Genomic DNA, 23,720 nt, shown 5'->3' on the forward strand with positions numbered 1-23,720 from the left:
GTCAGGCGGTCGCCCGGCCCTCGTACATCGACCCGAGCGACCTCGGTGCGCCCGGCTCGTACCAGTGCGCGAGCCGGGTGACGGTCAGGGGTGCGGCCGCCAGCAGCGCCTCGACGTCGTCGTCGAGGACGCAGCCGGACACCCTCCGGTTGACCGGGTTGCCGAGGCGCTGCAGCCGCCGCACGCCGGGGTCCGGCGCCCGGCCGTGCTCGACGAGGTGCAGGACGCCGCCGGGACGCAGGACGCGGGCGACCTCGGCCAGCGCCACGGCGGCGCCGGGGATCCCGCACAGCACCCAGGTGCAGAGGGCGGCGTCGAAGCGGTCGTCGGGGAAGGGCAGGGACCGGGCGTCGTCGCCGGCCACGACGACGGGGACGGGGGAGGCGGCGCGCCGTTCCTCGGACAGCCGCAGCGCCGTGGCCGAGGGCTCGACCGCCCACACGCCGGTGACCGCCGCCGGGAGGTGCGGGAGGTTGTGCCCGGACCCGAAGCCGATCTCCAGCACGTCGCCGGCCAGGTCGGCGCAGACCCGCCGGCGGATGGCGCCGGTGACCCGGGGCCCGAGGGCGGAGTCGTGCAGGCGCGGCCGCAGCCGGTCGGCGTAGAGGCCCATCGCGCCACCGTAGGGCCGGCGGCGGGACCTCAGGCGGTCGGCGAGGCCCCGGAACCGCTGCCCGAGCCGCTGCCCGGGTCGCTGTCCGAGCCGCTGTCCGAGCCGCTCTGCGGGGCCTGGGTCGACGGCTCGGCCGGCGCGGACTCGTCGGCCTGCTCGCCGTCGGTGTCGCCGCTCCCGGGCACGGGCGCGGACCCGTCCGACTCGTCGGTGGGGGTGGCCGGGTCCTCCGTGCCGTCCTCCGTGCCGTCCTCCGTGCCGGCCTCCGTCGTCCCCGGGGCGGGAGCCTCGGTGGAGGGATCCGCGGGGTCGGTCGGGTCGGTGTCCGTCGGCGACACGTCGCGCGAGGACGAGGCGTTGGACAGCTCCCCGATCGTGGTGGACGACGACGAGGTGTCGGTGCCGCCGACGAGCGCCGAGACCGGCTGCCGGCCGATCAGCTCGACGGCGGTGACGATCCCCATGGCCAGGAGGAAGACGGCGGCGGCGTATCCGGCCACGCGCGGCCACCGGATCCGCCGCCGCGGTGCGGCCGGGGCCCGGCGCGGGTCGAGGTGCGCCGGCAGCTCGCGGGTCGGCGCGTCGCCGGACGCGGGGACCGGCCGGGTGCCCAGCTGCTCGCGGGCCTTCCTGAGCTTCTCGCTGGTCCGGTTGAGGGACGTGCTGTAGAGCGCGGAGCCGACCGTGCTGACCACGCTGACGAGGGCTGCGCCGATCACGGTGCCGGCGACGCCGAAGAAGGAGGCGAGCACCGCCGCGGAGACGGCGGCGAGGGCGCCGGCGCACACCTGGGTGACGGTCAGCGAGGTGCGCGGCTTCTCGGGGGTCGGCTCGCGGTCGGTGCCGGGGAGGAGGCCGGTCTCGGTGCGGGGGGAGGTCATGGGCTCCGACGGGTCGTGTCCGGGGGACTGCGTGCGGGGGAGGGGCCGGCCCCGGGCACCCCGTCGTGCGGCCGGCCGGCTCCTCCCGACACTACGTCGGCCGCGGCGGCCGTGCAGCCGCGTTCCGCCGGGCTCAGCGTGCTGAGCTGCGAGGATGCAGATCGTGTGATCTGCCCCGGCGTGGCCCGGCCGCCGGCTGGGCACGGGGGGTGCGTGCGTGTCGACCTCACCGCCGTGCGCGGGCTCCGCTTCGACGACGGGACGCCGGTGACCGCGGCCTCCGGCCTCGCCCCGCTGGGCGACGGCTGGCTCGTGGCGCAGGACGACGCGACCTCCGCCGCCTGGCAGCGTCCCGGCGGGGTGGTGCCGGTGCGGCTGTTCCCCCCGGTGGAGGGGCACGACCGGTTCTCCGAGGCGGCCGGCACCAAGTCGCTCAAGCCCGACCTCGAGACGGCCTGCCCGGTGGAGGCCGACGGGCGGGAGGCGGTGCTGCTGCTCGGGTCGGGGTCGACCGGCCGGCGCATGCGCGGGGTGCTGGTCACCCTCGACGGCGACCGGCCCTCGGTGCGGGCGGCCGACCTCGGGCCGCTCTACGCCGCGGTCGCCGACCGGCTCGGTGTGCCGCTCGGGCAGCTGAACCTGGAGGGTGCCAGCCGCGCGGGCGACGTGCTGCGCTGGTACCAGCGCGGCAACCTCGCCGCCGGGGTGCCGAACGCCGGTGTCGAGGTCCCCCTCGCGGACCTGGTCGCGGTCCTGCTCGGACGGGCCGGCCCGGGCTCGGTGCGCCTCGGCGCGGTGCACGTGCTCGACCTCGGCGAGGTGGCCGGCGTCGGGCTGGCGGTCACCGACGCCGTCGCGCTGCCCGGCGGCCGGGAGCTGCTGTCGGCGGCGGCGGAGGACACCCCGAACGCCGTCGACGACGGACCCGTGGTGGCCACCGCCCTCGTCCTGGCCGACGGCGGCCGGGTGCTCGACGTGGCGCCCGTCCCGGAGGTGGAGGGCCGGGTGGTCAAGGTCGAGGGGCTGGCCCTGCGCGGGACCGGCGGCGACCGGGTGGACCTGCTGGCCGTGGTGGACGCCGACGACCCGGACCTGCCCTCGCCGCAGGTCGAGCTGACCGTGACCCTGGACTGAGGGGCCCGTCGAGTGCGGGAGGCGGGACTCGAACCCGCACGCCCGAGGGCACCAGATCCTAAGTCTGGCGTGGCTGCCGTTACACCACTCCCGCGTGGCCGCCGAGTCTAGGACCGGTCGCCCGGCCGGGTGCCGTGATCGTCGGAACGGGCCGGTCGGCGCCGTGTCTGGCAGGCTGTCGCCGTGCCTCGCGACCCTCGAGAGATCCAGCTGGAGATCGACGCCGCCCGTGAGTCCCTGGCGGCGACCCTGGACCACCTCGCCTACCGGGGCAGCCCGACGCGGCTCAAGGCCCAGGGCAGGGACGCCGTGCAGCGGTTCCTGACCTCGACCGCCGGCAAGGCGACCATCGGTGCCCTCGGCCTGCTGGTGACGCTCGTCGTCGTCCAGAAGGTCCGGCACCGCAGGGGCTGAGCGACCCCGTGCGTCCGCCCCGGCGGGACCCCGCCGGCCCCGGCCAGGAGTCGGTGTGGGACTACCCGCGCCCGCCCTCGGCCGAGGTCACGCCCCGCCGCGTCGTCGTCGAGCTGGGCGGGCGGGTCGTCGCCGACTCCACCCGGGCGGTGCGGGTCTGCGAGACCAGCCACCCGCCGGTCTACTACGTGCCCCGGGACGACGTCGTCCCCGGGGTGCTGGAGCAGGGTCGCGGCTCGTCGTGGTGCGAGTGGAAGGGCCAGGCCACCTACTGGGACGCCGTCGTCGACGGCCGGCGGTACCCCGCGGTGGGCTGGTCCTACGAGCAGCCGACCCCCGGCTACGAGCACCTGCGCGGGGCGGTGGCCTTCTACCCGAGCAAGGTGGAGCGGGCCCTGGTCGACGGGGAGCAGGTGCGCGCGCAGGCCGGGGACTTCTACGGCGGCTGGATCACCGGCGAGGTCGTCGGCCCGTTCAAGGGCGAGCCGGGCACGCTGGGCTGGTGACCGCGGTGCTGGTGACCGCGCTGCCGGGGAGGCTCAGCCCGCCCGGCGGACCAGCGGGAGCACGACGGTCTCGAGCACCGCGTCGGCGTAGGCGGCGTCCACCGGCTCGCGGGTGACCATCCAGCGCTGTACCAGCAGCGCGGTGGTGGCCTCGGCCGGGATCGACTGCGGCAGCCCCGGGCCGACCTCGCCGCGGGCCTGCGCCCGGGCCCACAGCTCGTCGTAGGCCCGCCGCCACACCGCCAGCGGCCCCTCCCGGAACGCCTCGATCAGCGCCGGCTCGTGCTGCATCGCGGCCAGCAGCGAGCGGGTGGCCGCCCCGACCGGGCTGGCCATCATCTCCACCATCCGGTGCACCAGCGAACGCAGGTCGCCCTCCAGCGACCCGGTGTCGACGTCGACCGTCCACGCCCGGTTGAGGTCGGACACGGTGTCGACGACGAGGTCCTGCTTGGTGCGCCAGCGACGGTAGATCGTCGCCTTCCCGACGCCGGCCTCCGCGGCCACGGCGTCCATGGTCAGCGCGCCGTAGCCGACCTCGCCGAGCAGCTGCAGGATCGCTGCGCGGATGACGTCGTCGCGGCTCGGGTCCCGCGGACGGCCGCCGCGGCCTGCGCGCGTCGGCGGCTCGGTGACGAGTGCGGTCATGGATCGACACTAGGGCCATCGGCGCTCGTTGAGGCCGGTCCGCGACGCGGTACCGGGCCCGGCCGGATCCGGTCCGCGCGCCTGCCCGACCCCGCCGGACGGGTCGGTCATCCTGCTGCGCGTGGCGAGTCCGATCGGCGCGGTGCGGCGGCGCGAGGAGTGGCCCCTGCCCGAGGCCGCGACCCGTGTGCTGCTGGCGACCGCGGAGGAGAACGTGCTGCCCGCCGTGGCCGCCGTCGCCCGTTCGGTGGGACTGTCGGTGTTCTCGGCGCCCGGCCTGCTCGACCTCTCCGACGAGCGCGACGGCGTGGGCGTCGAGCTGTTCTTCGACCGGCTCTCCCGTGCGCTGACCGGCGCCGAGGCCGAGGCGGTGCGGGTGGCCACCGACCCGGCCGAGGAGTACACCGCGCTGGCGACCGCCCTGCTCACCGCGCCGACGCTCGCGCAGGAGCTGGCCCGCCGCGCGGTGACCGCCGAGGTGGGGGTGCTGGCCGAGGCCGAGCTGTGGTCGGCGTACCAGCCGGTGGTGGCCCTGGCCGACCGCGCCGTGGTCGCGCACGAGGCGCTGCTGCGCGGCGACTCCGACGGGCGCACCGTCGACGGCGGAGACCTGTTCTTCGTGGCCGACTCCGCCGGGTGGCTGCCGCGGTTGGACCGGGTCGGCCGCGAGTGCGCGATCGCCGGCGCGGCCGGCTGGCTGGGCGGGGCCGACCTGTTCGTCAACACCCAGCCGACCTCGGTGCTGCACCCCGACGCCGACCTGGCCAGCACCGTCGAGGCCCTGGAGGCCGCCGGCCTGCAGCCGCGGCAGCTGGTGCTCGAGGTGGGGGAGCGGGCCGCCGTCGCCGACCGCGGGCACCTGCTCGCCGTCCTGGAGTCCTACCGGGCGCGCGGCTGGCGGGTGGCGCTGGACGAGGTGGCCGCCGGCTGGTCGAGCCGCTCGCTGCTCGACGTCGTCCGCCCCGACGTCGTCAAGCTCGGCCGCGCGCTGGTGTCCGCGCTGCCCGACGACGGCGCCCGCGCGGTGGTGCGCACGGTGGCCGGGCACGCGCACCGGCTCGGCGCGGTCGTCGTCGCGGAGGGTGTGGAGACCGAGCAGGTCGCCGAGGAGGTCGCCGCGCTCGGCGCCGACCTCGCTCAGGGGTGGCTGTTCGGCCGGCCCGCCGCGCCGGTCAGCCCAGCCCCCACCCCGTGAGCGCCGGGCGCGCGTGCTCGTGCCCGAGTGAGCCGTAGGCACCGGCCGGCAGCGCGAACAGCGCCCCCGCCGCGGGCGCGAGCCCCAGCCACCGCGCGGTCAGGACGCGCAGCAGGTGCCCGTGCGCCACGAGGACGACGTCGCCGTCGTCCAGCCTGGCCCGGGCGCGTCCCAGCACCCGGTCCACCCGCTCGCCGACCTGCTCGAGCGTCTCGCCGGGGGTCTCGCCCGGGACGATCGGGTCGCGCCAGACCGACCACTCGCGGCCGAGCTCCTCGCTGATCTCGGCGGTGGTGCGGCCCTCGTACCCGCCGTAGTCGAGCTCGACGAGGTCCTCGTCGACGGCGGTGGCGGTCAGCCCGGCCAGCTCGGCGGTGCGCCGGGCCCGCTGCAGGGGGCTGACCCATACCTCCACGACGTCCCGCCGGGCGAGGGCCGGGGCCAGCGAGCGGGCCCGCTCCTCGCCCTCGGGCAACAGGGGCAGATCGGTGACGCCGGTGTGCTGACCGCTCCTGCTCCACTCCGTCGCGCCGTGCCGGAGCACCAGGATCTCGCCCATCGCCGTCCTCTCCTCTGCGTGTCGCCGGTCACATCCCGGCCCTCCGGGAAGACCCGCGCGGGCCGCCGTGCTGGCGACGACGAGACCCCGGGCAGCCGATCCGGGGCACCGCGCACCCGGAGGGTCCATGACCGCGACCGCACCTGCCGACACCTTCGCCATCGGCGGCGACCTGACCGTCCACCGGCTGGGCTACGGCGCCATGCAGCTGCCCGGCCCCGGCGTCTGGGGCGAGCCGGCCGACCGTGACGGCGCGATCCGCGTGGTCCGTGCCGCCGTCGAGCAGGGCGTCGACCTCATCGACACCGCCGACTCCTACGGGCCCTTCGTCAGCGAGCAGATCATCGCCGAGGCCCTGCACCCGTACCCCGAGGACCTGGTCATCGCCACCAAGGCCGGGCTCACCCGCCAGGGCCCGGGCATCTGGACGCCGGTCGGCCGCCCGGCGTACCTCAGGCAGCAGGTCGAGCTGTCCCTGCGCCACCTGCGGGTCGAGCGGATCGACCTGATCCAGCTGCACCGCATCGACGCCGACGTGCCGCTGGCCGACCAGCTCGGTGCCTTCAAGGAGCTGCAGGACGAGGGCAAGGTCCGCCACATCGGCGTCTCCGAGGTCTCGGTGGACGAGCTGCGCTCGGCGCGGGAGATCGTCGAGGTCGTCAGCGTCCAGAACCTCTACAACCTGACGAACCGGCAGTCGCAGGACGTCCTGGACTTCGCCACCGAGAACGGGATCGCGTTCATCCCGTGGTTCCCGATCGCGACCGGTGACCTCGCCGCCCCGCACAGCCCGGTCGCCGACGTCGCCCGGGAGCTGGACGCCACCCCGGCGCAGGTCGCGCTCGCCTGGCTGCTGCAGAAGTCGCCGGTCGTGCTCCCCATCCCGGGCACCAAGTCCGTCGAGCACCTCACCGAGAACATGGGCGCGGCGCGGCTGGCCCTCTCCGACGAGGACGTGGCCCGCCTGGACGCGCTGGCCTGAGGCCCGAGGCCCGCTACCGCCAGCGGTCGAGGGGGACGGGGACTCGTCGGCGGGACTCGCCGGCGGGTCCCCGCATCGGGTGCGCCGCCGACCGCGGCCACCGCGGCTCCTCGCGCGCCGGCGGCTGCCACTCGGCGGTGGCGGGGGGATCCGACGGCGGCCGCGGCCGGGGCCGCACCGGGTCCGCGCCGGTGAGCGGTCCGTCGAGCTCGAGGACGCCGGCGAGGCCGGCCTCGGCCACCAGGCGCCGGGTGACCGCCGGAGCCCCGACCACCCGGCACTGCCGCCCCGCCGCGGTGAGCGTGTCGCTGAAACCGGCCAGGGTGCGCAGGGCCGCGCCGTCGCGGAAACGCACGCCGGCCACGTCGACGACCACGCTGGCCGTCCCGTGCTCGGCCGCGCGGGTCAGACCGGCGGCGAGGCGGGGCAGCGTCGGGCGGCCGGCGTCGCCGGTGATGCGGACGACGACCTGGCCGGGAGCGGGCACGACGGCGACGGAGAGGTGCACGGGGACTCCGGTGGTGTGCGCGGCGCCGCTGGTTCGGGTGCCGTGGGTGACGCTAGTGCGGCTCACGGTGACGAGCAACGGGGAGTGCTCAGACGGCGACCGACAGTTCGGACCGTCGGCCTGCAACACCGCCCGGTAGGTGTTGCACCCCCGGCTCGGCGTCCTCCCCCCGCAGGCGGCACCATGGAGGCGTGGACGCCGAGGACTTCACGCAGATCCGGCTCGCGGTTCGGCAGCTCGTGCGGGAGGTGGTCGTCCCCCGCGAGGAGGAGATCGACCTCGACGACCGCATCCCCGAGGAACTGCGCGGCGCGGCCGCCGACATGGGCCTGTTCGGCTACGCCCTCCCCGCGGAGTACGGCGGCCTCGGCGTCTCGATGAGCGAGGACGTCGAGCTCGCCTTCGAGTTCGGCTACACGACGCCGGCCTTCCGCTCGCTGTTCGGCACCAACAACGGCATCGCCGGCCAGGTGATCGCCCGCTTCGGCAGCGAGGAGCAGAAGAAGGCCTACCTGCCCCGCCTGTCCGCCGGTGAGCTGATCGGCTCCTTCGCCCTCACCGAGGCCGAGGCCGGCTCGGACCCCGCGGGCCTGCGCACCAGCGCCCGCCGTGACGGCGACGGCTGGGTGGTCAACGGTGCCAAGCGCTACATCACCAACGCGCCGCTGGCCGACCTCTTCGTCGTCTTCGCCCGGACCGACCCGGAGGAGAAGGGCGGCCGGGGCATCTCCAGCTTCGTCGTCGACGCCGAGGCGCCCGGGGTCACGCTCGGCCCCAGGGACAAGAAGATGGGCCAGTCGGGCGCCTGGACGTCCGAGGTGTTCTTCGACGACGTGCACGTGCCCGCCGACGCGCTGATCGGCGAGGAGGGCCGCGGCTACTCGAAGGCGCTCACGGTCCTGTCCCGGGGGCGGCTGCACATCGCCGCGCTGTGCGTCGGCATGGCGCAGCGGGTGCTCGACGAGTCGGTGGCCTACGCGTCCACCGCCCGGCAGGGCGGCGCCCCGATCGGCCGCTTCCAGCTGGTGCAGGCGCTGATCGCCGACCTGCACTCCGAGTGGCTGGCGGGCCGGGCGATGGTCCGCGAGGTCGCCGCCCGCTACGACTCCGGTGAGGACACCTCGATCGGTCCGTCGTCGGCGAAGCTGTGGTGCAGCGAGATGGTCGGCCGCGCGACCGACCGCGCGGTGCAGGTGCACGGCGGCCTGGGCTACCTGCGCACCACCCCGGTCGAGCGCTTCTACCGCGATGCCCGCCTGTACCGGCTCTACGAGGGCACCAGCGAGGTGCAGCGGGTCATCGTCGGCAGCGGGCTGCTGCGCGCGGCCGGCATGCCGCGTGGCTGAGGCGCCGCTGACACCCGAGGAGCGGGCCGTCCGCCGGGTCGCGGTCGGTGAGCTGGGGGACGCGCTGCGCGACCTGGTCGACGCCGCGGTCCGCACGGAGGTCGACGACGCCCAGCTGGCGGCGGCCGCCGTCGCCGCGCGGGAACTGGCCGGCCGGCTGCGGGCGCGGCGCCGGGAGCTGCACGAGATCGCCCGCGTCGACGACCCCGAGACCGGCGAGCGCTGGTACAGCCCGGTGTACGGCCCGGGCAGCCCGGTGGCGCCGCCGCTGGTGGCCTCGGACACCCCGGACGGGACGGCGACCGGACGGGTCACCGTGGGCAAGCCGCACGAGGGGCCGCCCGGGCTCGTGCACGGTGGAGTGGTGGCCACGCTGCTCGACCACGTGCTGGCCCGCGCCCTGCGCGCCGCCGGCCGCGGGGGGCTGACCGCCACGCTGACGGTGACCTACCGGCGTCCGGTGCACCTCGGCGTGCCGCTGCTGCTCACCGCCGAGATGGGCGAGACCGTCGGCCGGCGGACCACCGCGCACGCGCGGCTGGTCGCGGAGGACAGCCCCGAGGTGGTGCTCGCCGAGGCCGAGGGCCTGTTCGTGGCCCTGCGCGCCGAGCAGGCCGCCGACGTCTTCTCCGCCACCGGCCGCAGCGTCGGCGCCTGGACCACCCGCTCCTGAGCCGACGCGCCGGGGCCTCGGTGGGGCGGGGGCCCGGTGGCCGCTGACCGGACGCAGCACCCGCGCCCGCGCCGCCCACCGCTCGGTCGCCATCGTTCCGCGCTCACCCTGCGCCCGGTCGGGTGACGCCGGCGGGTCGCGGCGAACGCCGCGATCGCCCGGTACCGCCGCGCGGTCTGCCGGGCGATCTCCCGGTCGGCGGCCTGCACCCCACCCAGCGGTCCCGACGCCCAGCCGACACCCGGAGGCGTCACGGCCGGTGCGTCGGGCACCGCGGTCGAGGATCCCGTCACGGTTCCATCGCACGTTCGAACGCCAGGCGGAGCAATGCCTGTGGAGGGCGAACGTGCAGCTCAGGGCTCCGGACCGACGGGATGCCGGGCCCTCAGCGGGGGTTGGGGACGTTCCGCGGATCGCCGGCGGGGTCGTGCTCGCGGCCGCCGGTCGCGGCCAGCAGCGGGCCCGGGCCGCCGTCGCCACGGCCGAGGGCGGCGACGAACTGGCGCAGGACGTCGTCGCCGCGGTGGGCCGGCTGCCAGCCCAGCTGCGTGCGCGCCCGGGCCGTCTCGAGCACCGGCGACTGCAGGCCGAGGTCCAGCCAGCCCGGTTCGGTGGGGGTCAGGTGCGCGTGGAACGCCGCGCTCAGCCCGGCGCGCAGCACCGCCGCCGGCACCGGCACCCGGGTGGTGCCCAGCGCCCGCGCGATCCCGTCGGCGTCCAGCGCCGGGTCGGCCGAGAGGTTGAACGGGCCCGGCACGCGCCGGTCGAGCATGCGGGTGATCGCGTCGCCGACGTCGTCGGCGTGCACGAACCCGACCCGCAGCGACGGCAGGGGCAACGGCAGCAGCGAGGCGACCTGGCCGGGCACCAGCCGGGCCGCGCCGAACAGCAGCGGCCCGAGGAAGTAGCGGCCGATCTCGCTCGCCGCCTCCGGCTGCAGCACCAGGGTGGGCCGGACGACGGTCAGCGTGACGTCCTGCCGGCGGCCGACGACGTCGCGCACGACCCGCTCGGCCTCGGACTTCTGCCGGCTGTACTGGGAGCTCGGGATGCCGGTGACCGGCCAGTCCTCGGCCACCGGGCGGTCCCCGCCGCCCGCGGCATAGGCGCCCAGGGAGGACATGTGCACCACGTGCTGCACCCCGGCGGCCACCGCGGCGCGCATCACCCGGCGCGTGCCGTCGACGTTCACCTCGTGCAGTTCGTCGGTCTTGCGCCCCGGCTGCAGCGCCCACGCCAGGTGCACGACCGCGTCCACGCCCTCGAGCAGGTTGGTCAGCGCCTGCTCGCTGGACGTCTCACCGAGGTCGGCCGTGTACCAGGTGACGGAGGAGTACGGCTCGACGTCCGGCGGGTTCCGGCGGGCCAGTCCGCGGACCTCGGCGACGCCGCTGCCGGGCGCGGTCAGCCGCCGCAGCAGCGCCGTGCCGACGTTGCCGCTCGCGCCGGTGACGGCGACCTTCAGGCCGTTGAGGTGGGCACTGGGGAGATCAGCCATGTCCAGGCGCTACCCGCACCGCCGGACCGCAACCGGGGAGCCCGGTCACGCCACCCGCGCCGGATCCGCCTCCCGCGAGCGCAGGCCCAGGCACACCAGCGCGACGACCAACAGGACGCCCGCCGCGATCCAGAACCCGCTCGGGGTCCCGGCCGCGTCGGCCAGGCGGAGCACCAGCAGGCTCCCGGTGAGCCCGCCGACCTGCAGGGCCAGCGAGGACGCCGACAGCGCGGTCGCCCGCTGCCCCCCGGCCACCCGCGCGTGCAGGACGTCCTTCCACAGCGGCCAGGCGGCGGCGTTGGAGACGTAGAAGGCGGCGAACAGGCACCCCAGGGCCAGGACCCCGCCCAGCGGCACGAGGGCCACGGCGGCCGCGCCGAGCACGACCAGCCCCGCCGTCGCCCGGCCGGCCGATCCCCGGGCCGCGCGCCGGGCGAGCGGGGCCAGCAGCGCGCCGACGCCGGCCGCCCCGTACGACACGGCCATGACGACGCCGAAGACCGCCGCGCCCTCGGTCCCGCTGCCGGTGAGCGCCGCGACGTGCAGCGGCCCCACCAGCTCCAGGGTGCTCAGCGTGCAGCCGACCAGCAGCGAGACGGCGAGCACCCGCCGCAGCTGGCCGTCGCGGGTGACCAGCCGGGCGGTGTCCCGGACGACGGCGGGGACCCGGGCGACGCCGGCCCGCAGCGCAGCCGCCCCGGAGCCGCGGGCCGGGCCCACCGGGACGACGAGCAGCGCCACCGCGGCCACCGAGACCCCCGCCAGCGCCGCGGCCACCAGCACGGGCAGGACGAGGACCCCGTCGTCCGCACCGCCGGCGAGCAGCGGCAGCAGCCCGCCGAGCACGGCGCCCAGGCACAGGCCCGCGCCGTCGGCGGCACCCGCGCGGGACAGCCCCGGCGTCACGTCGGCGTCGGGGTCGGCGGCGCGGACGGCGTCGACGTACCAGGCCTCCAGCGGGCCGCTGTCCAGTGCCCGCCCGACGCCCTTCAACGCCCAGGCCAGCGCGAACGTCGCGGTGCTCTGGGCGACGGCGGAGGTCAGCAGTCCCGCGGCGGTGGCCAGGCCGGCGAGGACGAGCACCTGCCGGGTGCCGATCGCGTCGGCGAGACCGCCGGTGGGCAGTTCGAGCAGCAGCGTGACCAGCGAGTACACCGCGACGACGACGCCGATGTCGGCGGGGGAGAGGCCGCGGGAGGCGGCCAGCAGCACCGACACGGGCGCGCTCAGGCCCACGGGCAGCCAGCGCAGTGCGGTGAGCCCGACGAAGCGGCGTCCGGCGGCCGCGACCGTCAGCGGGGCGCTCACGCCGGGTCCTCGGTCAGGGGGAACAGGTCGAGCAGCACGTGCACGAGGGGCTGTCCCGGCTCCTCGCGCTCGGCGCGCCAGCGGGCGAGCACGCCGTTGAGCTCCTCGGCCAGCGCGTCGACGCCTTCCGGCGAGAGGTGCAGCGCCCAGTCGTTGAGCGAGACGGCGTCGCGCCAGGCCGGCTCGAGGTCCTCCCGCTGCTCGGCGTGGGCGGCCAGCATCCGGCGCTGGCGGCCCAGGGACTGGTGGGTCAGCTCCTCGACGACCTCCCGGCCGCCGGGCTGGGCGACCAGGTCCTCGGTGCGCCAGCGGGTGCTGCGGTGCCGGGCGCGCCACCAGCGCTCGCGCGCGGTGCCCCGGCCGGCGACCTCCTCGACGAAGCCGAGGTCGGCCAGCTGGCGCAGGTGGTAGCTCGTCGTCCCGCTGCTCTCGCCCAGGCGCTCGCCGAGACGCGACGCCGTCGAGGGCCCCTCGGACCGGAGCAGGGCCAGCAGGCCGGTGCGCAGGGGGTGCGCGAGCGCCCGCAGCGTCCGGGGATCGGTGACGTCGACGGACTCCTCGGGAGGCGGCTCGGCCATGGCCCGAGCCTACGGATGCAGAGGACTCTTTGCAAAGACTGTTCTGCATCCGTTCCGGAGGGGTCAGCCGTCGGAGTCCTCACCGTCGGTCGCGTCCTCGACCTCCTCCTCGACGTCGTCCACGCCCTCCTCGACGTTCTGCTGCACGTCGTCGTCGACGACGTCGGAGCCACAGGCGGCGGTGAAGGGCGCGGCGGCGAGGGCGAGGCCGACGGCGGCCAGGCGCCAGCGGCGGCGGGGGGTCGTGGCGGTGGACATGGCGGCTCCCTCGGTCGCGGACTCTGCGGGTCAGAGGTGCCCACGAGGGCCGGCGTGCATGCCCGGAACTGCTGCGGCGACCGGCCGGACGGACGCCGACGAGGTGACCCAGCGGCGTCCGGGACGCGTTCCCGGGGCGATTGACAGCGGCGGACCCGGGGGGCGAGGCTCGCGCTCCACGGGGATCCGCCAGCGTCGACGTGCCTCCCGGCAGCGGATCGGCCGCTGCCCGGGTGTCGGTGGGAGGTCGGGGTGGGACTGCGTGCACCGACCGCGGACCCGCGACCCGGCCGCCGGGCGGGCCACCGGTGACCTCGCAGGTGCAGCCCGCCCCCGCCGGCGGTCTGCGGATGGGCACCCCCCAGGGGCGGTGGGTGCTGCTGACCACGGTGCTCGGCTCGAGCCTGGCGATGCTCGACGGCACCGTGGTCAACGTGGCCCTGGAGCGGATCGGGGCCGACCTCGATGCCGGCTTCACGGGCCTGCAGTGGACCGTGAACGCCTACACGCTCACGCTCGCCTCGCTCATCCTGCTCGGCGGCTCGCTGAGCGACCGGTTCGGCCGGCGCCGGGTCTTCGTGGTCGGGGTCGTCTGGTTCGCCGCCGCCTCCCTGCTGTGCGGCCTGGCACCGGACGTGACGACCCTCGTCCTGGCCCGCGCGCTGCAGGGCGTCGGGGGAGCGCTGCTCACCCCGGGGAGCCTGGCGATCATCTCGGCGTCCTTCGCCGCGCAGGACCGTGCCGCGGCGGTCGGCGCCTGGTCGGGGCTCGGCGGGGTCGCCGGCGCCGTCGGGCCGTTCCTCGGCGGCTGGCTGGTCGAGTGGAGCTGGCGCGCGGTGTTCCTCGTCAACCTCCCGGTGGCCGTCCTCATCGTGGCCGTCGCCGCCAAGCACGTCCCCGAGACGCGGGACCCCGCCGCCGCGCCGTCGCTGGACTGGACCGGGACCGCCCTGGTGGTGGCCGGGCTCGGCGGGCTGACCTACGCCCTGACCGCCGCCGGCGGCACCGGTGCCGAGCCGGGTGTCCTGGCCTGGGGGGTCGCCGGGGGAGCGGCGCTGGTGGCCTTCGTCGTCGTCCAGCTCCGGTCACGGCACCCGTTGGTGCCGCCGGCCCTGTTCGGCGACCGGCAGTTCACCGCGGCGAACCTGGTGACACTGCTGGTCTACGCCCCGCTCGGGGTGGTGTTCGTGCTGCTGGTCCTGCAGTTGCAGGTGGTGTCGGGGTTCAGCCCTCTGCTGGCCGGGACCTCGCTGCTCCCGGTGACGGTGCTCATGCTGCTGTTCTCCGCCCGGGCCGGCGCCCTCGCCCAGCGCATCGGGCCGCGGCTGCCCATGACGGCCGGGCCCCTGCTGTCGGCCGCCGGCCTGCTGCTCATGCTCCGGATCGGCGAGGGCGCGTCCTACGTGCTCGACGTCCTGCCCGCAGCGGTGGTGTTCGGCGCCGGGCTCACGCTGCTGGTCGCACCGCTCACCGCGACCGTGCTCGACTCCGCCGAGGACCGGTTCGCCGGCGTGGCCTCCGGGGTCAACAACGCGGTCGCCCGGGCGGCCAGCCTGCTCGCGGTGGCCGTGGTCCCGGTCGTGGCCGGCATCGGCGGCGACGACTACACCGACCCCGCCGCCTTCGGATCCGGCTTCCGGACGGCCGTGCTCGTCTGCGCCGGGCTGCTGCTCCTCGGCGCCCTGGTGGCCGTCGTCGCCATCCGCCGCCCGCTGGCCGCCGCGCATCCCGGCACCGCACCCGCCGGGACCGCACCCGCCGGGACCGCACCCGACGGCGGGCGGATGGCCGTGGAGGAGTGCCTGCACTGCGGCGTCGACGCCCCCCAGCTGCACCCCCGTGCGGCGGGACCGCCGCGGGAGGCGACCCGGTGAGCACCGACGGCGCCCCGGCGCTGCGGCCGGCGGGAGGGGCGGAGGACCCGGGGGGCCAGTCGTCCCCGGGGGGGCACGGCCTGCTGGCGCGGGTCGCGCCGCTGCGGCGCTCGCTGCGGACGGAGGCCGGGAGCGCCGGGCTCCTGCTCGCGGCCACGGTCGCGGCGCTGCTCTGGGCAAACTCCCCGGTGGGGGACAGCTACGCCGACTTCTGGCACACCGAGCTCGCTCTCCGCTGGGGCGCCAGCGAGCTGTCCCTGGACCTCCGGCACTGGGTCAACGACGGCCTCATGGTGTTCTTCTTCTTCGTCGTCGGGCTCGAGATCAAGCGTGAGCTGGTCATCGGCGAGCTCACCGACCGACGGCGGGCCGCGGTGCCGGCGCTGGCCGCCGTCACCGGCCTGGCCGTGCCGGCGCTGGTCTACGTCGCCTTCAACCTGGGCGACGAGGGGGCCTCCGGCTGGGGAGTGGTCATCTCCACCGACACCGCGTTCCTGCTCGGCGTGCTGGCGCTCGTCGGCCCGTCCTGCCCGGCCCCGCTGCGGCTGTTCCTGCTCACGCTCGCCATCGCCGACGACGTCGGCGCGCTCGTCGTCATCGCGGTCTTCTACACCGACGACCTGCAGCCGCTCGCGCTCGGCCTGGCCGTCCTCGGGCTCGCCCTGATGGTCGGGCTGCGGTACCTGAGGGTCTGGCGCGGACCGGCCTACCTGGTCCTCGCCTCCGCGGTGTGGGTGGCGATGCACGAGTCCGGCGTCCACCCGACCCTCGCCGGCGTGGTCATCGCCCTGCTCACGCCCGCCTACGCCGCGCGGCGCGAGGAGGTCGCCGACGCCGCCCGGCTCGTGCGGGCCTACCAGCAGTCGCCCAACCCGGGGTTCGCGCGGGCGGCGCGGCTGTCGATCGACCGGTCGGTGTCGGCCGGCGAGCGGCTGCAGCAGCTCTGGCAGCCCTGGACGAGCTTCGTCATCGTGCCGGTCTTCGCGCTGGCGAACGCCGGTGTCCCGCTGACCGGTGAGACGCTGCGCGCGGCGGCGTCCTCGCCGGTGACCCTCGGTGTCGTCGCCGGGCTGGTCCTGGGCAAGCTCGTCGGCATCCTCACCGGCACGGGCCTGGCGGTGCGGCTGGGGCTCGGCGCGCTCGCCCCCGGCCTCACCGGGCTCCAGGTGGCCGGGGGCGCCGCGTTGTCGGGCATCGGGTTCACCATCTCGCTGTTCATCGTCGACCTCGCCTTCCCCGGCGACGAGCGGCTGGCCGACCAGGCGCGGGTGGGTGTGCTCACGGCCTCGGTGCTCGCCGCGCTGCTCGGCTGGGCGCTGTTCCGCGTCGCCGACCTGCGCCGGCCCGCCGGGGCCGTCCGTCCGTCGGCGCTCGACCCGCCCGTCGACCCGGGACGCGACCACGTCCGGGGGCCGGCCGACGCGCCGCTCACGCTGGTCGAGTACGGCGACTTCGAGTGCCCCTTCTGCGGGCGTGCCACCGGCTCGGTCGAGGAGCTCCGCGAGCGGTTCGGTGACCGCCTCCGCTACGTCTTCCGGCACCTCCCGCTCGTCGACGTGCACCCGCACGCCCGGCTCGCCGCCGAGGCGGCCGAGGCCGCGGCCGCGCAGGGCGGCTTCTGGGAGATGCACGACAGGCTGTTCACCGTGCAGGACCGGCTCACCCCGCCGGACCTGCTCGAGCACGCCGCGGCCATCGGGCTCGACGTCCAGCGCTTCGCCCGCGACCTCGGCGCCGGCCGGTTCGCCCGCCGGGTGCAGGAGGACGTCGACTCCGCGGAGGCCAGCGGGGTCGAGGGCACGCCGACCTTCTTCGTGGGCGGGCGTCGGCACACCGGACCGCACGACGCCGACTCGCTCGCCGCGGCGCTGCTCGCGGGCACCGGCGCGGGTGCCGCGGCGGACCCGTCGGGCGACGGTGCCGGCGCCCGGGTGCTGCCCGCGCTCGGCGGCCGCCGGGAGGCGCCGGCGCGGCCCCCGGTGGGCCCGCCGGGGGCCGAGGCGGGCCCGCTGCCGCCCGACCTGCCGGAGACGCCGGACCGGGACGGCGCCTTCCCCCGCCTCGGCGACGCGCAGGTGGCCCTGCTGGAGCGGTACGGGACCCGCCGCACCTGGCAGCCGGGCCAGACGCTCTTCCGGGAGGGTGACCCGGGCTATGAGTTCCAGCTCGTCCTCTCCGGCTCCGTCGCCGTGGTCGAGCACCACGGCCATCCCGACCAGCGGGTCGTCTCGGTCCACGGCGCGCGCCGCTTCCTCGGTGAGCTGGACCTCTTCAGCGACCGCCCGGTCTTCCTGACCGCCGTCGTGCTCCGGCCGGCCGAGGTGGTCACCGTCCCCGACGCGCGGATCCGTCAGGCCTTCGCCGCGGACCCGGCGCTCGAGGAACTGGTGCTGCGCGCCTTCCTCGTCCGCCGCTCGCTGCTGCTCGCGCTCGCGGCCGACCTGCGCGTCGTGGGGCGGGGGACGTCGGGTGAGACGGCCCGGCTGCGCCGCTTCGCCGAGCACCACGGACTGACCGCGGCCGTCGTCGACGTCGAGACCGACGACGACGCCCGCGCGCTGCTCGCCGACCTCGGCGTGACCGACGACGACCTGCCCGTGGTGGTGTGGCGCTCCGGGCGCGTGCTGCGCCGTCCCACCGACGCCGAGCTCGCCGCCCTCGTCGAGGACGGCCGCGGACCCGGCGCGCCCGTCCTGCCCAGCCCCGTCCCCCAGGAGGAGCCATGACCCAGACCCCCGAGGCCGGCGCACGGGCCCGCCCCGTCCTGCTCACCGTCGACGACGACCCCGGGGTGTCCCGGGCGGTGGCGCGCGACCTGCGCCGCCACTACGGGGAGCGGTTCCGCATCGTGCGGGCGTCCTCCGGCGAGGAGGCGCTGCAGGCCCTGCGCGAGCTCACGCTGCGCGGGGACCGCGTCGCGGCGATGCTCGCCGACTACCGGATGCCGGGGATGAACGGCATCGAGTTCCTCGAGCAGGCGATGGACCTCTTCCCCCGCGCGCGCCGGGCGCTGCTCACCGCCTACGCCGACACCGACGCCGCCATCCAGGCGATCAACCTCGTCGACGTCGACCACTACCTGCTCAAGCCGTGGGAGCCCCCCGAGGAGAAGCTCTACCCGGTGGTCGACGCGATGATCGAGACCTGGGCGGCCAGCCCCGACGCCGCCGTCGAGGAGGTCAAGCTCGTGGGGCACCACTGGTCGGCGCCGTCGTTCGCCGCCCGGGACTTCCTGGCCCGCAACGCCGTCCCGTACCGGTGGTACAGCGTCGAGGAGAACGACGGGCGGCGGCTCCTGGCCGCGGCCGGCGCCGGCCCGGACGACGTGCCCGTCGTGGTGCCGCCCGGCGGCCCGGCCCTGCTCGCGCCCACCGAGGCGCAGCTGGCCGCCGCGGTCGGGCTCACCGTCGAGCCGAGCACCGACTTCTACGACCTGATCGTGGTCGGGGGCGGCCCGGCGGGCCTCGGCGCCGCCGTCTACGCCGCCTCCGAGGGGTTGCGCACCGTGCTCGTCGAGCGCTCGGCCACCGGCGGGCAGGCGGGGCAGAGCAGCCGCATCGAGAACTACCTCGGCTTCCCCGACGGCGTCTCCGGCGGGCAGCTGGCCGACCGCGCGCGGCGGCAGGCGGCCCGCTTCGGCGCCGAGGTGCTCACCGCCCGCAAGGTGACCGCGCTGGAGGTCCGCGGCCCGGCCCGGGTGGTGCACTTCGCCGACGGCGGCAGCATCGCCGCGCACTCCGTCGTCCTGGCCACCGGCGTCTCCTACCGGACGCTGCCCACCGACGGTGCCGACGGGTTCACCGGCCGCGGGGTCTACTACGGCTCGGCGCTCACCGAGGCGGCCGCCTGCCAGGACCAGCCGGTCTACGTCGTCGGCGGGGCCAACTCGGCCGGGCAGTCGGCGGTGTTCTTCTCCCGGCACGCCAGCTGCGTCACCCTGGTCGTCCGCGGCTCCTCGCTGGAGGCGTCGATGTCGCACTACCTCGTGCAGCAGCTCTCCGAGATCCCGAACGTCGTCGTCCGCACCGGCACCACCGTGACCGCGGCGCGGGGCGGGGACCACCTCGAGGAGATCGAGCTCGCCGACGGGACCGGGCGGGTGGAGACCGTCCCGACCTCGCACCTGTTCGTCTTCATCGGCGCCGAGCCGCGGACCGACTGGCTCGACGGCGTGCTGGCCCGCGACGGGCGCGGGTTCGTGCTCACCGGGCCCGAGCTGCTCGTCGACGGCGAGCGGCCCCCGGGCTGGCGGCTGCAGCGCGACCCCTTCTTCCTGGAGTCCAGCGTCCCGGGCGTCTTCGTCGCCGGGGACGTCCGGTCCCAGTCGGTCAAGCGGGTGGCCTCCGCCGTCGGTGAGGGCGCCATGGCGGTCACCCTCGTGCACCGGTACCTGGAGGAGCGGTGACCCCGCCCGCCCGGCTGGACCCCGCGCAGGTGCGCGAGCTCTTCCTCTTCGCCGACCTCGACGCCGCCCAGCTCGCCTGGGTGGCCGAGACGGGCGACGTCGTCGCCTTCCCCGCCGGCAGCGACGTCTCCACCGAGGGCGAGCCGGCCGAGTGCTTCTACGTGCTGCTGACCGGCACGCTGCGGATGGTCCGGCGCGTCGGCCGCGACGAGGTGGAGACCGTGCGCACCGACCAGCCGGGGGTGTACAGCGGCGCGGTGCAGTTCTACCTCGGCGACCAGGTCACCCAGGTCTACCCGGCGACGGTGCGCGCGGTGACCGACTGCACCTTCCTGGCGCTGCCGGCCGCGGAGTTCGCCGCCGTCTTCCGCCGCTGGTACCCGATGGCCGTCCACCTGCTGCAGGGACTGTTCCTGGGCATCCGGAACTCCGACGAGCTGGTCGGCCAGCGGGAGCGGCTGCTGGCGCTGGGCAAGCTGACCGCCGGGCTCACCCACGAGCTCAACAACCCGGCCGCCGCGGCGTCCCGGGCCACCGCCGCGCTGCGCGAGCGGGTGGCCGGGATGCGGCACAAGCTCGCGCTGCTCGCCGACGGCACCTTCGACGGCGAGCAGCTGCGCCGGCTGACCGAGCTGCAGGAGCGGTTCGTCGCCGGCATCGGCGCGGCGGCCGAGCTGAGCGCGCTGGAGCGGTCGGACCGCGAGGACGAGCTCGGCGACTGGCTCGACGACCACGACGTCGCGCGGCCCTGGGAGCTGGCGGCGGTGTTCGTCCCGGCCGGGCTGGACCCGGCGTCCCTGCAGCTGGTGGCCGACGCCGTCGACGCCGACTTCCTGGAGCCGGCGCTGCGGTGGCTGGCCTACACCGTCGAGACCGAGCTGCTGCTGGGCGAGATCCTCGACAGCACCTCGCGCATCTCGCACCTGGTGGGCGCGGCCAAGCAGTACTCGCAGCTGGACCGGACGCCCCACCAGGCGACCGACCTGCACGCCGGGCTGGACGCGACGCTGGTCATGCTCAGCGCGAAGACCGGTCCGGGGATCCGCGTGGTCAAGGAGTACGACCGCGCCCTGCCCCCGGTCCCGGCCTACGCCGCCGAGCTCAACCAGGTGTGGACCAACCTGATCGACAACGCGCTCGACGCGATGGCGGGGGAGGGCACGCTGACCCTGCGCACCGCACTCGACGGTGACTCCGCCGTGGTCGAGGTCGCCGACACCGGCCCGGGCATCCCCGAGCCGCTGCGCCGCCGGGTGTTCGAGCCGTTCTTCACCACCAAGGCGGTGGGGCAGGGGACCGGCCTGGGCCTCGACGTCGCCTGGCGCATCGTCACCAACCGGCACGGCGGGGTGCTCAAGGTGCGGTCGCGGCCCGGGGACACCCGGTTCGTGGTGCGGCTGCCGCTGTCGGAGGTCCCGCTGCCGGGTTGACCCTCAGGCCGCCGTCCGGGTGTGGGCCACCACCAGCTCGGCGGTCCGCTCGGCGGCGACCTCGGGGATCCAGTGCGGGACGCCCTCGAGCACCTCGAGCCGGTACGGGCCGCTGACGTGGTCGCGGGTGGCCTCGGTGGCCGCGCGGCCGAGGGCGACGTCGCCGGTGCTCCACACGTGCAGGGTCGGCACCGTCACCGTGCCGACGCGGTCCCGGGCGCCGAACGGCAGCGCCCGGTACCAGGCCAGCGCGCTGGACAGCGCGCCCGGCTCGCGCATCCGGGCCACGTAGCGCTCCGCCGCGTCCTCCGGCAGCCCGCTGGCCGACAGCAACTGCCGCAGCGCCCGCCCGTTCGCGGCCAGCAGCAGCCGCTCGGGCAGCACCGGCAGCTGGAAGGCGGCCACGTACGCCGAGCGCAGCCCCTGGTCGCTGGTGAGCACGGCCCGCGACATCGCGGCCGGGTGCGGCACCGACAGCGCGGTCAGCGTGCGCACCCGCTCGGGGTGCCAGGCGGCGAGTGCCCAGGCGACGACGGCGCCCCAGTCGTGGCCGACGAGGTGCGCGCTGCCCAGCTCCGCGGCGTCGAGCAGGGCCAGGACGTCGTCGGCGACCTCCCGCACCCGGTAGGCCGACCGCCCGCGCGGCCGGGCGCCGGGGCTGTAGCCGCGCTGGTCGGGGGTCAGCGTCCGCAGACCGGCGCCGTGCAGCAGCGGGGACATCCGGTCGTAGGTCGAGGAGTCCTGCGGCCACCCGTGCAGGAGCACCACCGGCTCGCCGTCGGGAGGACCGCCGTCACGGACGTCGAAGACCAGGCCGTCGCGCTCGAACCGCTGCATGGGCAGGCCTTGCCCGGGCGGGCGCATGCCGAAGCACTCAGGCGTCCGGTTCCTCGCCGGTGAAGCGCAGGGCGCGGGCGATCAGGCGCTTGGCCGCTCGCACCTCGGCGGGACGGTCGCGGTCGGGCTCGGGGTAGCCGCGGGTCATGAAGCCGTCGGTGACGGTGAGCACCCAGCGCGCGGCGGTGGCCGAGGGCGCGCCCGGATCGGCTCGCCCGGCGTCGCGGAGCCGGTCGACGAGCCCGGCGACGCCGCGCAGCATCCGCCGGTCGCTCCCGGCGACCAGCGCCGCGACCTCCGGGTCACGGTGGGCCTGGGCCAGCACCTCGACGACCAGGCCGGCCATCGCCGGGTGCGCGGCCTCGTCGGCCAGCCGGTCGACGACGCCCATCAGCGCCTCCCACGGGTCCTCCTGTGCCCGCGCGGCGCCGAAGGCCTCGTCCCACTCCTCGCGCTCGGCGTCGAACATCGCGAGGAACACCGCACGCTTGGACGGGAAGTAGTGGAACAGCGCACCGCTGGAGACGCCGGCCGCGCGGGCGATCTCTGCCGTCGTGGTCCGGTCCAGGCCACGGGTGGCGAACAGGTCCAACGCCGCGCCGACGATGGCCATGCGGCGCTCGCGGTGCCGTTCAGGGTCGACGGTGCGCATCCGCCGCATCATCCCCCGGCGCGGACGGCTGTCCGTCCGCCGTCCGGTCCGCGTCACGCCGTCGCTTCCGGCGGACCTCCGCGACGGCCAGGCCGACGGCGACCAGCACCGGGACCCAGAACTCCGCCGTCGCCAGCACCGCGGCGAGCCAGCCGGGGAGCGTGAGGTCGGGCAGGTCGAGGTCCGGCCAGGGGATCGACGGCAGGTCGAGGTCCGGCAGCGGGAGGTCGGGGAGGTCGACATCGGGCACGAGGCCGGCCAGCCACCGCAGCAGCGGCCGGACCAGGGCCTGCAGCAGGACGGCGAGCCCGAGCAGCCCCGCGAGCACGCGGACGACGGCGGAGACGACGTGCCGCGACGCCCACAGCCGTGGGTGCCGCTCCTCGAACGTCCGCATCCGGGCGGCGAGGGTGCCCGGCACCGGGTCGAAGGGTGGCGCTCGGCGGCGGCCAGCTCGAGCACCCGGGAGGCGTCCGCGTCCGCCTCGCCGGTCCCGGGGTCGGGAGCGGGCCGGGGGACCAGCAGCACGACGCGGGCGACCGTGCCGGGCAGCGGAGCGACGACGAGCACCGTGGGAGCGGGCTCTGCGGACCCGGGGACGGGCAGCAGGACGCGGCCGACCCCGGGCCTCCGTGACGGGGGTGGCGTCGGCCAGCAGGGTCGCCGTCGTGCGCAGTCCGGACCGCGTGGTCCGGACCTCCAGCGTGCGGCCCTGCCACTGCAACCGTGGTCCGTTCATGCATCATCGTCAGACCGGCCGCTCGGTTCGTGCAAGAGCCCGCGTGGGACGGGCGCAGATCGGGGAGGATGGACGGGTGACGGTGACCGCGGCAGAGCTGATCGTGCTGGTCGACGACGACGGGACGCCGATCGGCACCATGCCCAAGCCGCTGGTGCACCACGGCGAGACCCCGCTGCACCGCGCGTTCTCGGCCTACCTCTTCGCCGACGACGGCCGGCTGCTGGTCACCCGCCGCGCCGCGGACAAGCAGACCTTCCCGGGCATGTGGACCAACACCGTCTGCGGGCATCCCGGCCCCGGCGAGGACGACGCCGCCGCGATCGCCCGCCGCGCGTCGCAGGAGCTCGGCCTGCAGGTGGCCGACCTGAGTCCGGCGCTGCCCGGCTACCGCTACCGCGCGGAGTTCCGCGGTGTCGTCGAGAACGAGGTGTGCCCGGTCTACGTGGGTCGCTACAGCGGGACGCCCGCCCCCGACCCGAGCGAGGTGGGGGAGTGGGAGCTGCTGGAGTGGGCCGCGTTCCGCCGTCGCCAGGAGGACTCCGAGCGCGACGAGTGGTCGCCGTGGTGCCGCGAGCAGGCGCGCCTCCTCGAGCAGTCCGGCCTCGCCCCGACGCCCTAGGGGGCCTGTGTGGCGCGGATGGCGCCTACTCGGTCGTGAGGGACCGGGCACGGACGGTGG

At 76.4% G+C, this 23,720-nt stretch carries 24 protein-coding genes and 1 tRNA gene; 12 read left to right on the forward strand and 13 right to left on the reverse strand.

All coding sequences use genetic code 11. From position 1 onward, the window contains the following. Position 1 precedes the first annotated feature (1 nt). Entirely contained in the window at positions 2 to 613 is a 612-nt protein-coding gene (locus HLV61_RS01170; protein ID WP_369252137.1) for a class I SAM-dependent methyltransferase, read from the reverse strand. Between the two features lie 29 nt (positions 614 to 642). Beyond that, positions 643 to 1,494, reverse strand: a complete 852-nt coding sequence (locus tag HLV61_RS01175) for a hypothetical protein (protein ID WP_369252139.1) — start codon at positions 1,492 to 1,494, stop codon at positions 643 to 645. Positions 1,495 to 1,707: 213 nt separating this feature from the next. Between HLV61_RS01175 and HLV61_RS01180 the strand changes: the two genes are divergently transcribed. Beyond that, positions 1,708 to 2,628 (forward strand): DUF6910 family protein, encoded by a 921-nt coding sequence (locus tag HLV61_RS01180; RefSeq protein WP_369252141.1) that lies wholly within the window; start codon positions 1,708 to 1,710, stop codon positions 2,626 to 2,628. A 13-nt stretch (positions 2,629 to 2,641) separates the two neighbouring features. On the opposite strand, the gene HLV61_RS01185 is transcribed toward HLV61_RS01180, so the two are convergent. After that, positions 2,642 to 2,722 (reverse strand) — tRNA-Leu (locus HLV61_RS01185). Positions 2,723 to 2,811: 89 nt separating this feature from the next. On the opposite strand from HLV61_RS01185, the gene HLV61_RS01190 reads away from it, so the two are divergent. Together HLV61_RS01190 and HLV61_RS01195 are read left to right on the forward strand one after the other, a co-directional pair. Continuing rightward, entirely contained in the window at positions 2,812 to 3,042 is a 231-nt protein-coding gene (locus tag HLV61_RS01190) for a DUF3618 domain-containing protein (RefSeq protein ID WP_369252143.1), read from the forward strand. An 8-nt stretch (positions 3,043 to 3,050) separates the two neighbouring features. Then, positions 3,051 to 3,548 (forward strand): DUF427 domain-containing protein, encoded by a 498-nt coding sequence (locus HLV61_RS01195; protein WP_369252144.1) that lies wholly within the window; start codon positions 3,051 to 3,053, stop codon positions 3,546 to 3,548. A 33-nt stretch (positions 3,549 to 3,581) separates the two neighbouring features. Here the strand turns inward: HLV61_RS01195 and HLV61_RS01200 are convergent, their stop codons facing one another. Next, positions 3,582 to 4,196, reverse strand: a complete 615-nt coding sequence (locus HLV61_RS01200) for a TetR/AcrR family transcriptional regulator (protein ID WP_369252146.1) — start codon at positions 4,194 to 4,196, stop codon at positions 3,582 to 3,584. Positions 4,197 to 4,317: 121 nt separating this feature from the next. Between HLV61_RS01200 and HLV61_RS01205 the strand changes: the two genes are divergently transcribed. After that, complete coding sequence (locus tag HLV61_RS01205) at positions 4,318 to 5,391, forward strand: EAL domain-containing protein (RefSeq protein WP_369252148.1); 1,074 nt, start codon at positions 4,318 to 4,320, stop codon at positions 5,389 to 5,391. Here the strand turns inward: HLV61_RS01205 and HLV61_RS01210 are convergent. Further along, positions 5,369 to 5,950 carry a histidine phosphatase family protein gene (locus tag HLV61_RS01210; RefSeq protein ID WP_369252150.1) on the reverse strand — a complete coding sequence of 194 codons (582 nt, stop codon included), beginning with the start codon at positions 5,948 to 5,950 and terminating at the stop codon, positions 5,369 to 5,371. The genes HLV61_RS01205 and HLV61_RS01210 overlap by 23 nt on opposite strands. Positions 5,951 to 6,077: 127 nt before the next feature. Here HLV61_RS01210 and HLV61_RS01215 point away from each other — a divergent pair, with 127 nt between their 5' ends. Continuing rightward, a complete protein-coding gene (locus HLV61_RS01215; protein WP_369252152.1) occupies positions 6,078 to 6,932 on the forward strand; it encodes an aldo/keto reductase in 855 nt (284 codons plus the stop codon). Positions 6,933 to 6,945: 13 nt separating this feature from the next. Here HLV61_RS01215 and HLV61_RS01220 read toward each other — a convergent pair whose 3' ends face one another. Then, positions 6,946 to 7,440: an STAS domain-containing protein gene (locus HLV61_RS01220; protein WP_369252154.1), complete on the reverse strand. Its 495-nt coding sequence runs from the start codon at positions 7,438 to 7,440 to the stop codon at positions 6,946 to 6,948. 191 nt (positions 7,441 to 7,631) lie between these two features. Between HLV61_RS01220 and HLV61_RS01225 the strand changes: the two genes are divergently transcribed. Together HLV61_RS01225 and HLV61_RS01230 are read left to right on the forward strand one after the other, a co-directional pair. Further along, complete coding sequence (locus HLV61_RS01225; protein WP_369252156.1) at positions 7,632 to 8,786, forward strand: acyl-CoA dehydrogenase family protein; 1,155 nt, start codon at positions 7,632 to 7,634, stop codon at positions 8,784 to 8,786. Further along, positions 8,779 to 9,459 carry a PaaI family thioesterase gene (locus HLV61_RS01230; protein ID WP_369252158.1) on the forward strand — a complete coding sequence of 227 codons (681 nt, stop codon included), beginning with the start codon at positions 8,779 to 8,781 and terminating at the stop codon, positions 9,457 to 9,459. The genes HLV61_RS01225 and HLV61_RS01230 overlap by 8 nt, the downstream gene beginning before the upstream one ends. A 385-nt stretch (positions 9,460 to 9,844) precedes the next feature. Here the strand turns inward: HLV61_RS01230 and HLV61_RS01235 are convergent, their stop codons facing one another. The 4 genes from HLV61_RS01235 to HLV61_RS01250 all read right to left on the reverse strand — a co-directional run bounded on the left by HLV61_RS01235 (position 9,845) and on the right by HLV61_RS01250 (position 13,101). Next, positions 9,845 to 10,957, reverse strand: a complete 1,113-nt coding sequence (locus HLV61_RS01235; RefSeq protein ID WP_369252160.1) for an NAD-dependent epimerase/dehydratase family protein — start codon at positions 10,955 to 10,957, stop codon at positions 9,845 to 9,847. 45 nt (positions 10,958 to 11,002) lie between these two features. After that, complete coding sequence (locus tag HLV61_RS01240; RefSeq protein ID WP_369252162.1) at positions 11,003 to 12,265, reverse strand: MFS transporter; 1,263 nt, start codon at positions 12,263 to 12,265, stop codon at positions 11,003 to 11,005. Next, a complete protein-coding gene (locus HLV61_RS01245; RefSeq protein WP_369252164.1) occupies positions 12,262 to 12,843 on the reverse strand; it encodes a helix-turn-helix domain-containing protein in 582 nt (193 codons plus the stop codon). Before HLV61_RS01245 ends, HLV61_RS01240 begins: the two co-directional genes overlap by 4 nt. A 63-nt stretch (positions 12,844 to 12,906) precedes the next feature. Then, positions 12,907 to 13,101, reverse strand: coding sequence for a hypothetical protein (locus HLV61_RS01250; RefSeq protein ID WP_369252166.1), 195 nt, complete (start codon positions 13,099 to 13,101; stop codon positions 12,907 to 12,909). 350 nt (positions 13,102 to 13,451) lie between these two features. Here HLV61_RS01250 and HLV61_RS01255 point away from each other — a divergent pair, with 350 nt between their 5' ends. The 4 genes from HLV61_RS01255 to HLV61_RS01270 are packed head-to-tail and all read left to right on the forward strand — an operon-like array spanning position 13,452 to position 20,810. Then, the gene (locus HLV61_RS01255; protein ID WP_369252168.1) at positions 13,452 to 14,975 is read left to right on the forward strand and encodes a DHA2 family efflux MFS transporter permease subunit; all 1,524 of its coding nucleotides are present in this window, start codon (positions 13,452 to 13,454) and stop codon (positions 14,973 to 14,975) included. Beyond that, positions 14,972 to 17,701: a Na+/H+ antiporter NhaA gene (gene nhaA, locus HLV61_RS01260; protein ID WP_369252170.1), complete on the forward strand. Its 2,730-nt coding sequence runs from the start codon at positions 14,972 to 14,974 to the stop codon at positions 17,699 to 17,701. Before HLV61_RS01255 ends, nhaA begins: the two co-directional genes overlap by 4 nt. Then, a complete protein-coding gene (locus HLV61_RS01265; protein WP_369252172.1) occupies positions 17,698 to 19,380 on the forward strand; it encodes an FAD-dependent oxidoreductase in 1,683 nt (560 codons plus the stop codon). The genes nhaA and HLV61_RS01265 overlap by 4 nt, the downstream gene beginning before the upstream one ends. Beyond that, positions 19,377 to 20,810 (forward strand): ATP-binding protein, encoded by a 1,434-nt coding sequence (locus tag HLV61_RS01270; protein WP_369252174.1) that lies wholly within the window; start codon positions 19,377 to 19,379, stop codon positions 20,808 to 20,810. Before HLV61_RS01265 ends, HLV61_RS01270 begins: the two co-directional genes overlap by 4 nt. 3 nt (positions 20,811 to 20,813) lie before the next feature. On the opposite strand, the gene HLV61_RS01275 is transcribed toward HLV61_RS01270, so the two are convergent. The 3 genes from HLV61_RS01275 to HLV61_RS01285 are packed head-to-tail and all read right to left on the reverse strand — an operon-like array spanning position 20,814 to position 22,720. Then, entirely contained in the window at positions 20,814 to 21,647 is an 834-nt protein-coding gene (locus tag HLV61_RS01275) for an alpha/beta fold hydrolase (RefSeq protein WP_369252176.1), read from the reverse strand. A gap of 37 nt (positions 21,648 to 21,684) precedes the next feature. Then, a complete protein-coding gene (locus HLV61_RS01280) occupies positions 21,685 to 22,299 on the reverse strand; it encodes a TetR/AcrR family transcriptional regulator (RefSeq protein WP_369252178.1) in 615 nt (204 codons plus the stop codon). Beyond that, positions 22,280 to 22,720 carry a hypothetical protein gene (locus tag HLV61_RS01285; RefSeq protein WP_369252180.1) on the reverse strand — a complete coding sequence of 147 codons (441 nt, stop codon included), beginning with the start codon at positions 22,718 to 22,720 and terminating at the stop codon, positions 22,280 to 22,282. Before HLV61_RS01285 ends, HLV61_RS01280 begins: the two co-directional genes overlap by 20 nt. 394 nt (positions 22,721 to 23,114) lie before the next feature. Between HLV61_RS01285 and idi the strand changes: the two genes are divergently transcribed. Next, positions 23,115 to 23,660 (forward strand): isopentenyl-diphosphate Delta-isomerase, encoded by a 546-nt coding sequence (idi, locus tag HLV61_RS01290; protein WP_369252182.1) that lies wholly within the window; start codon positions 23,115 to 23,117, stop codon positions 23,658 to 23,660. Positions 23,661 to 23,720: the final 60 nt, after the last annotated feature.

It is taken from the genome of Geodermatophilus amargosae (genome assembly GCF_041028265.1).
Taxonomy (GTDB): Bacteria; Actinomycetota; Actinomycetes; order Mycobacteriales; family Geodermatophilaceae; genus Geodermatophilus; species Geodermatophilus amargosae_A.

Excerpts from the sequence above, each read along its gene's own strand:
- HLV61_RS01170 (WP_369252137.1), bottom strand. The coding sequence starts at position 613 with ATGGGCCTCTACGCCGACCGGCTGCGGCCGCGCCTGCACGACTCCGCC.
- HLV61_RS01175 (WP_369252139.1), bottom strand. The coding sequence starts at position 1,494 with ATGACCTCCCCCCGCACCGAGACCGGCCTCCTCCCCGGCACCGACCGC.
- HLV61_RS01200 (WP_369252146.1), bottom strand. The coding sequence starts at position 4,196 with ATGACCGCACTCGTCACCGAGCCGCCGACGCGCGCAGGCCGCGGCGGC.
- HLV61_RS01210 (WP_369252150.1), bottom strand. The coding sequence starts at position 5,950 with ATGGGCGAGATCCTGGTGCTCCGGCACGGCGCGACGGAGTGGAGCAGG.
- HLV61_RS01215 (WP_369252152.1), top strand. The coding sequence starts at position 6,078 with ATGACCGCGACCGCACCTGCCGACACCTTCGCCATCGGCGGCGACCTG.
- HLV61_RS01235 (WP_369252160.1), bottom strand. The coding sequence starts at position 10,957 with ATGGCTGATCTCCCCAGTGCCCACCTCAACGGCCTGAAGGTCGCCGTC.
- HLV61_RS01245 (WP_369252164.1), bottom strand. The coding sequence starts at position 12,843 with ATGGCCGAGCCGCCTCCCGAGGAGTCCGTCGACGTCACCGATCCCCGG.
- HLV61_RS01250 (WP_369252166.1), bottom strand. The coding sequence starts at position 13,101 with ATGTCCACCGCCACGACCCCCCGCCGCCGCTGGCGCCTGGCCGCCGTC.
- HLV61_RS01255 (WP_369252168.1), top strand. The coding sequence starts at position 13,452 with ATGGGCACCCCCCAGGGGCGGTGGGTGCTGCTGACCACGGTGCTCGGC.
- HLV61_RS01265 (WP_369252172.1), top strand. The coding sequence starts at position 17,698 with ATGACCCAGACCCCCGAGGCCGGCGCACGGGCCCGCCCCGTCCTGCTC.
- HLV61_RS01275 (WP_369252176.1), bottom strand. The coding sequence starts at position 21,647 with ATGCAGCGGTTCGAGCGCGACGGCCTGGTCTTCGACGTCCGTGACGGC.
- HLV61_RS01280 (WP_369252178.1), bottom strand. The coding sequence starts at position 22,299 with ATGCGCACCGTCGACCCTGAACGGCACCGCGAGCGCCGCATGGCCATC.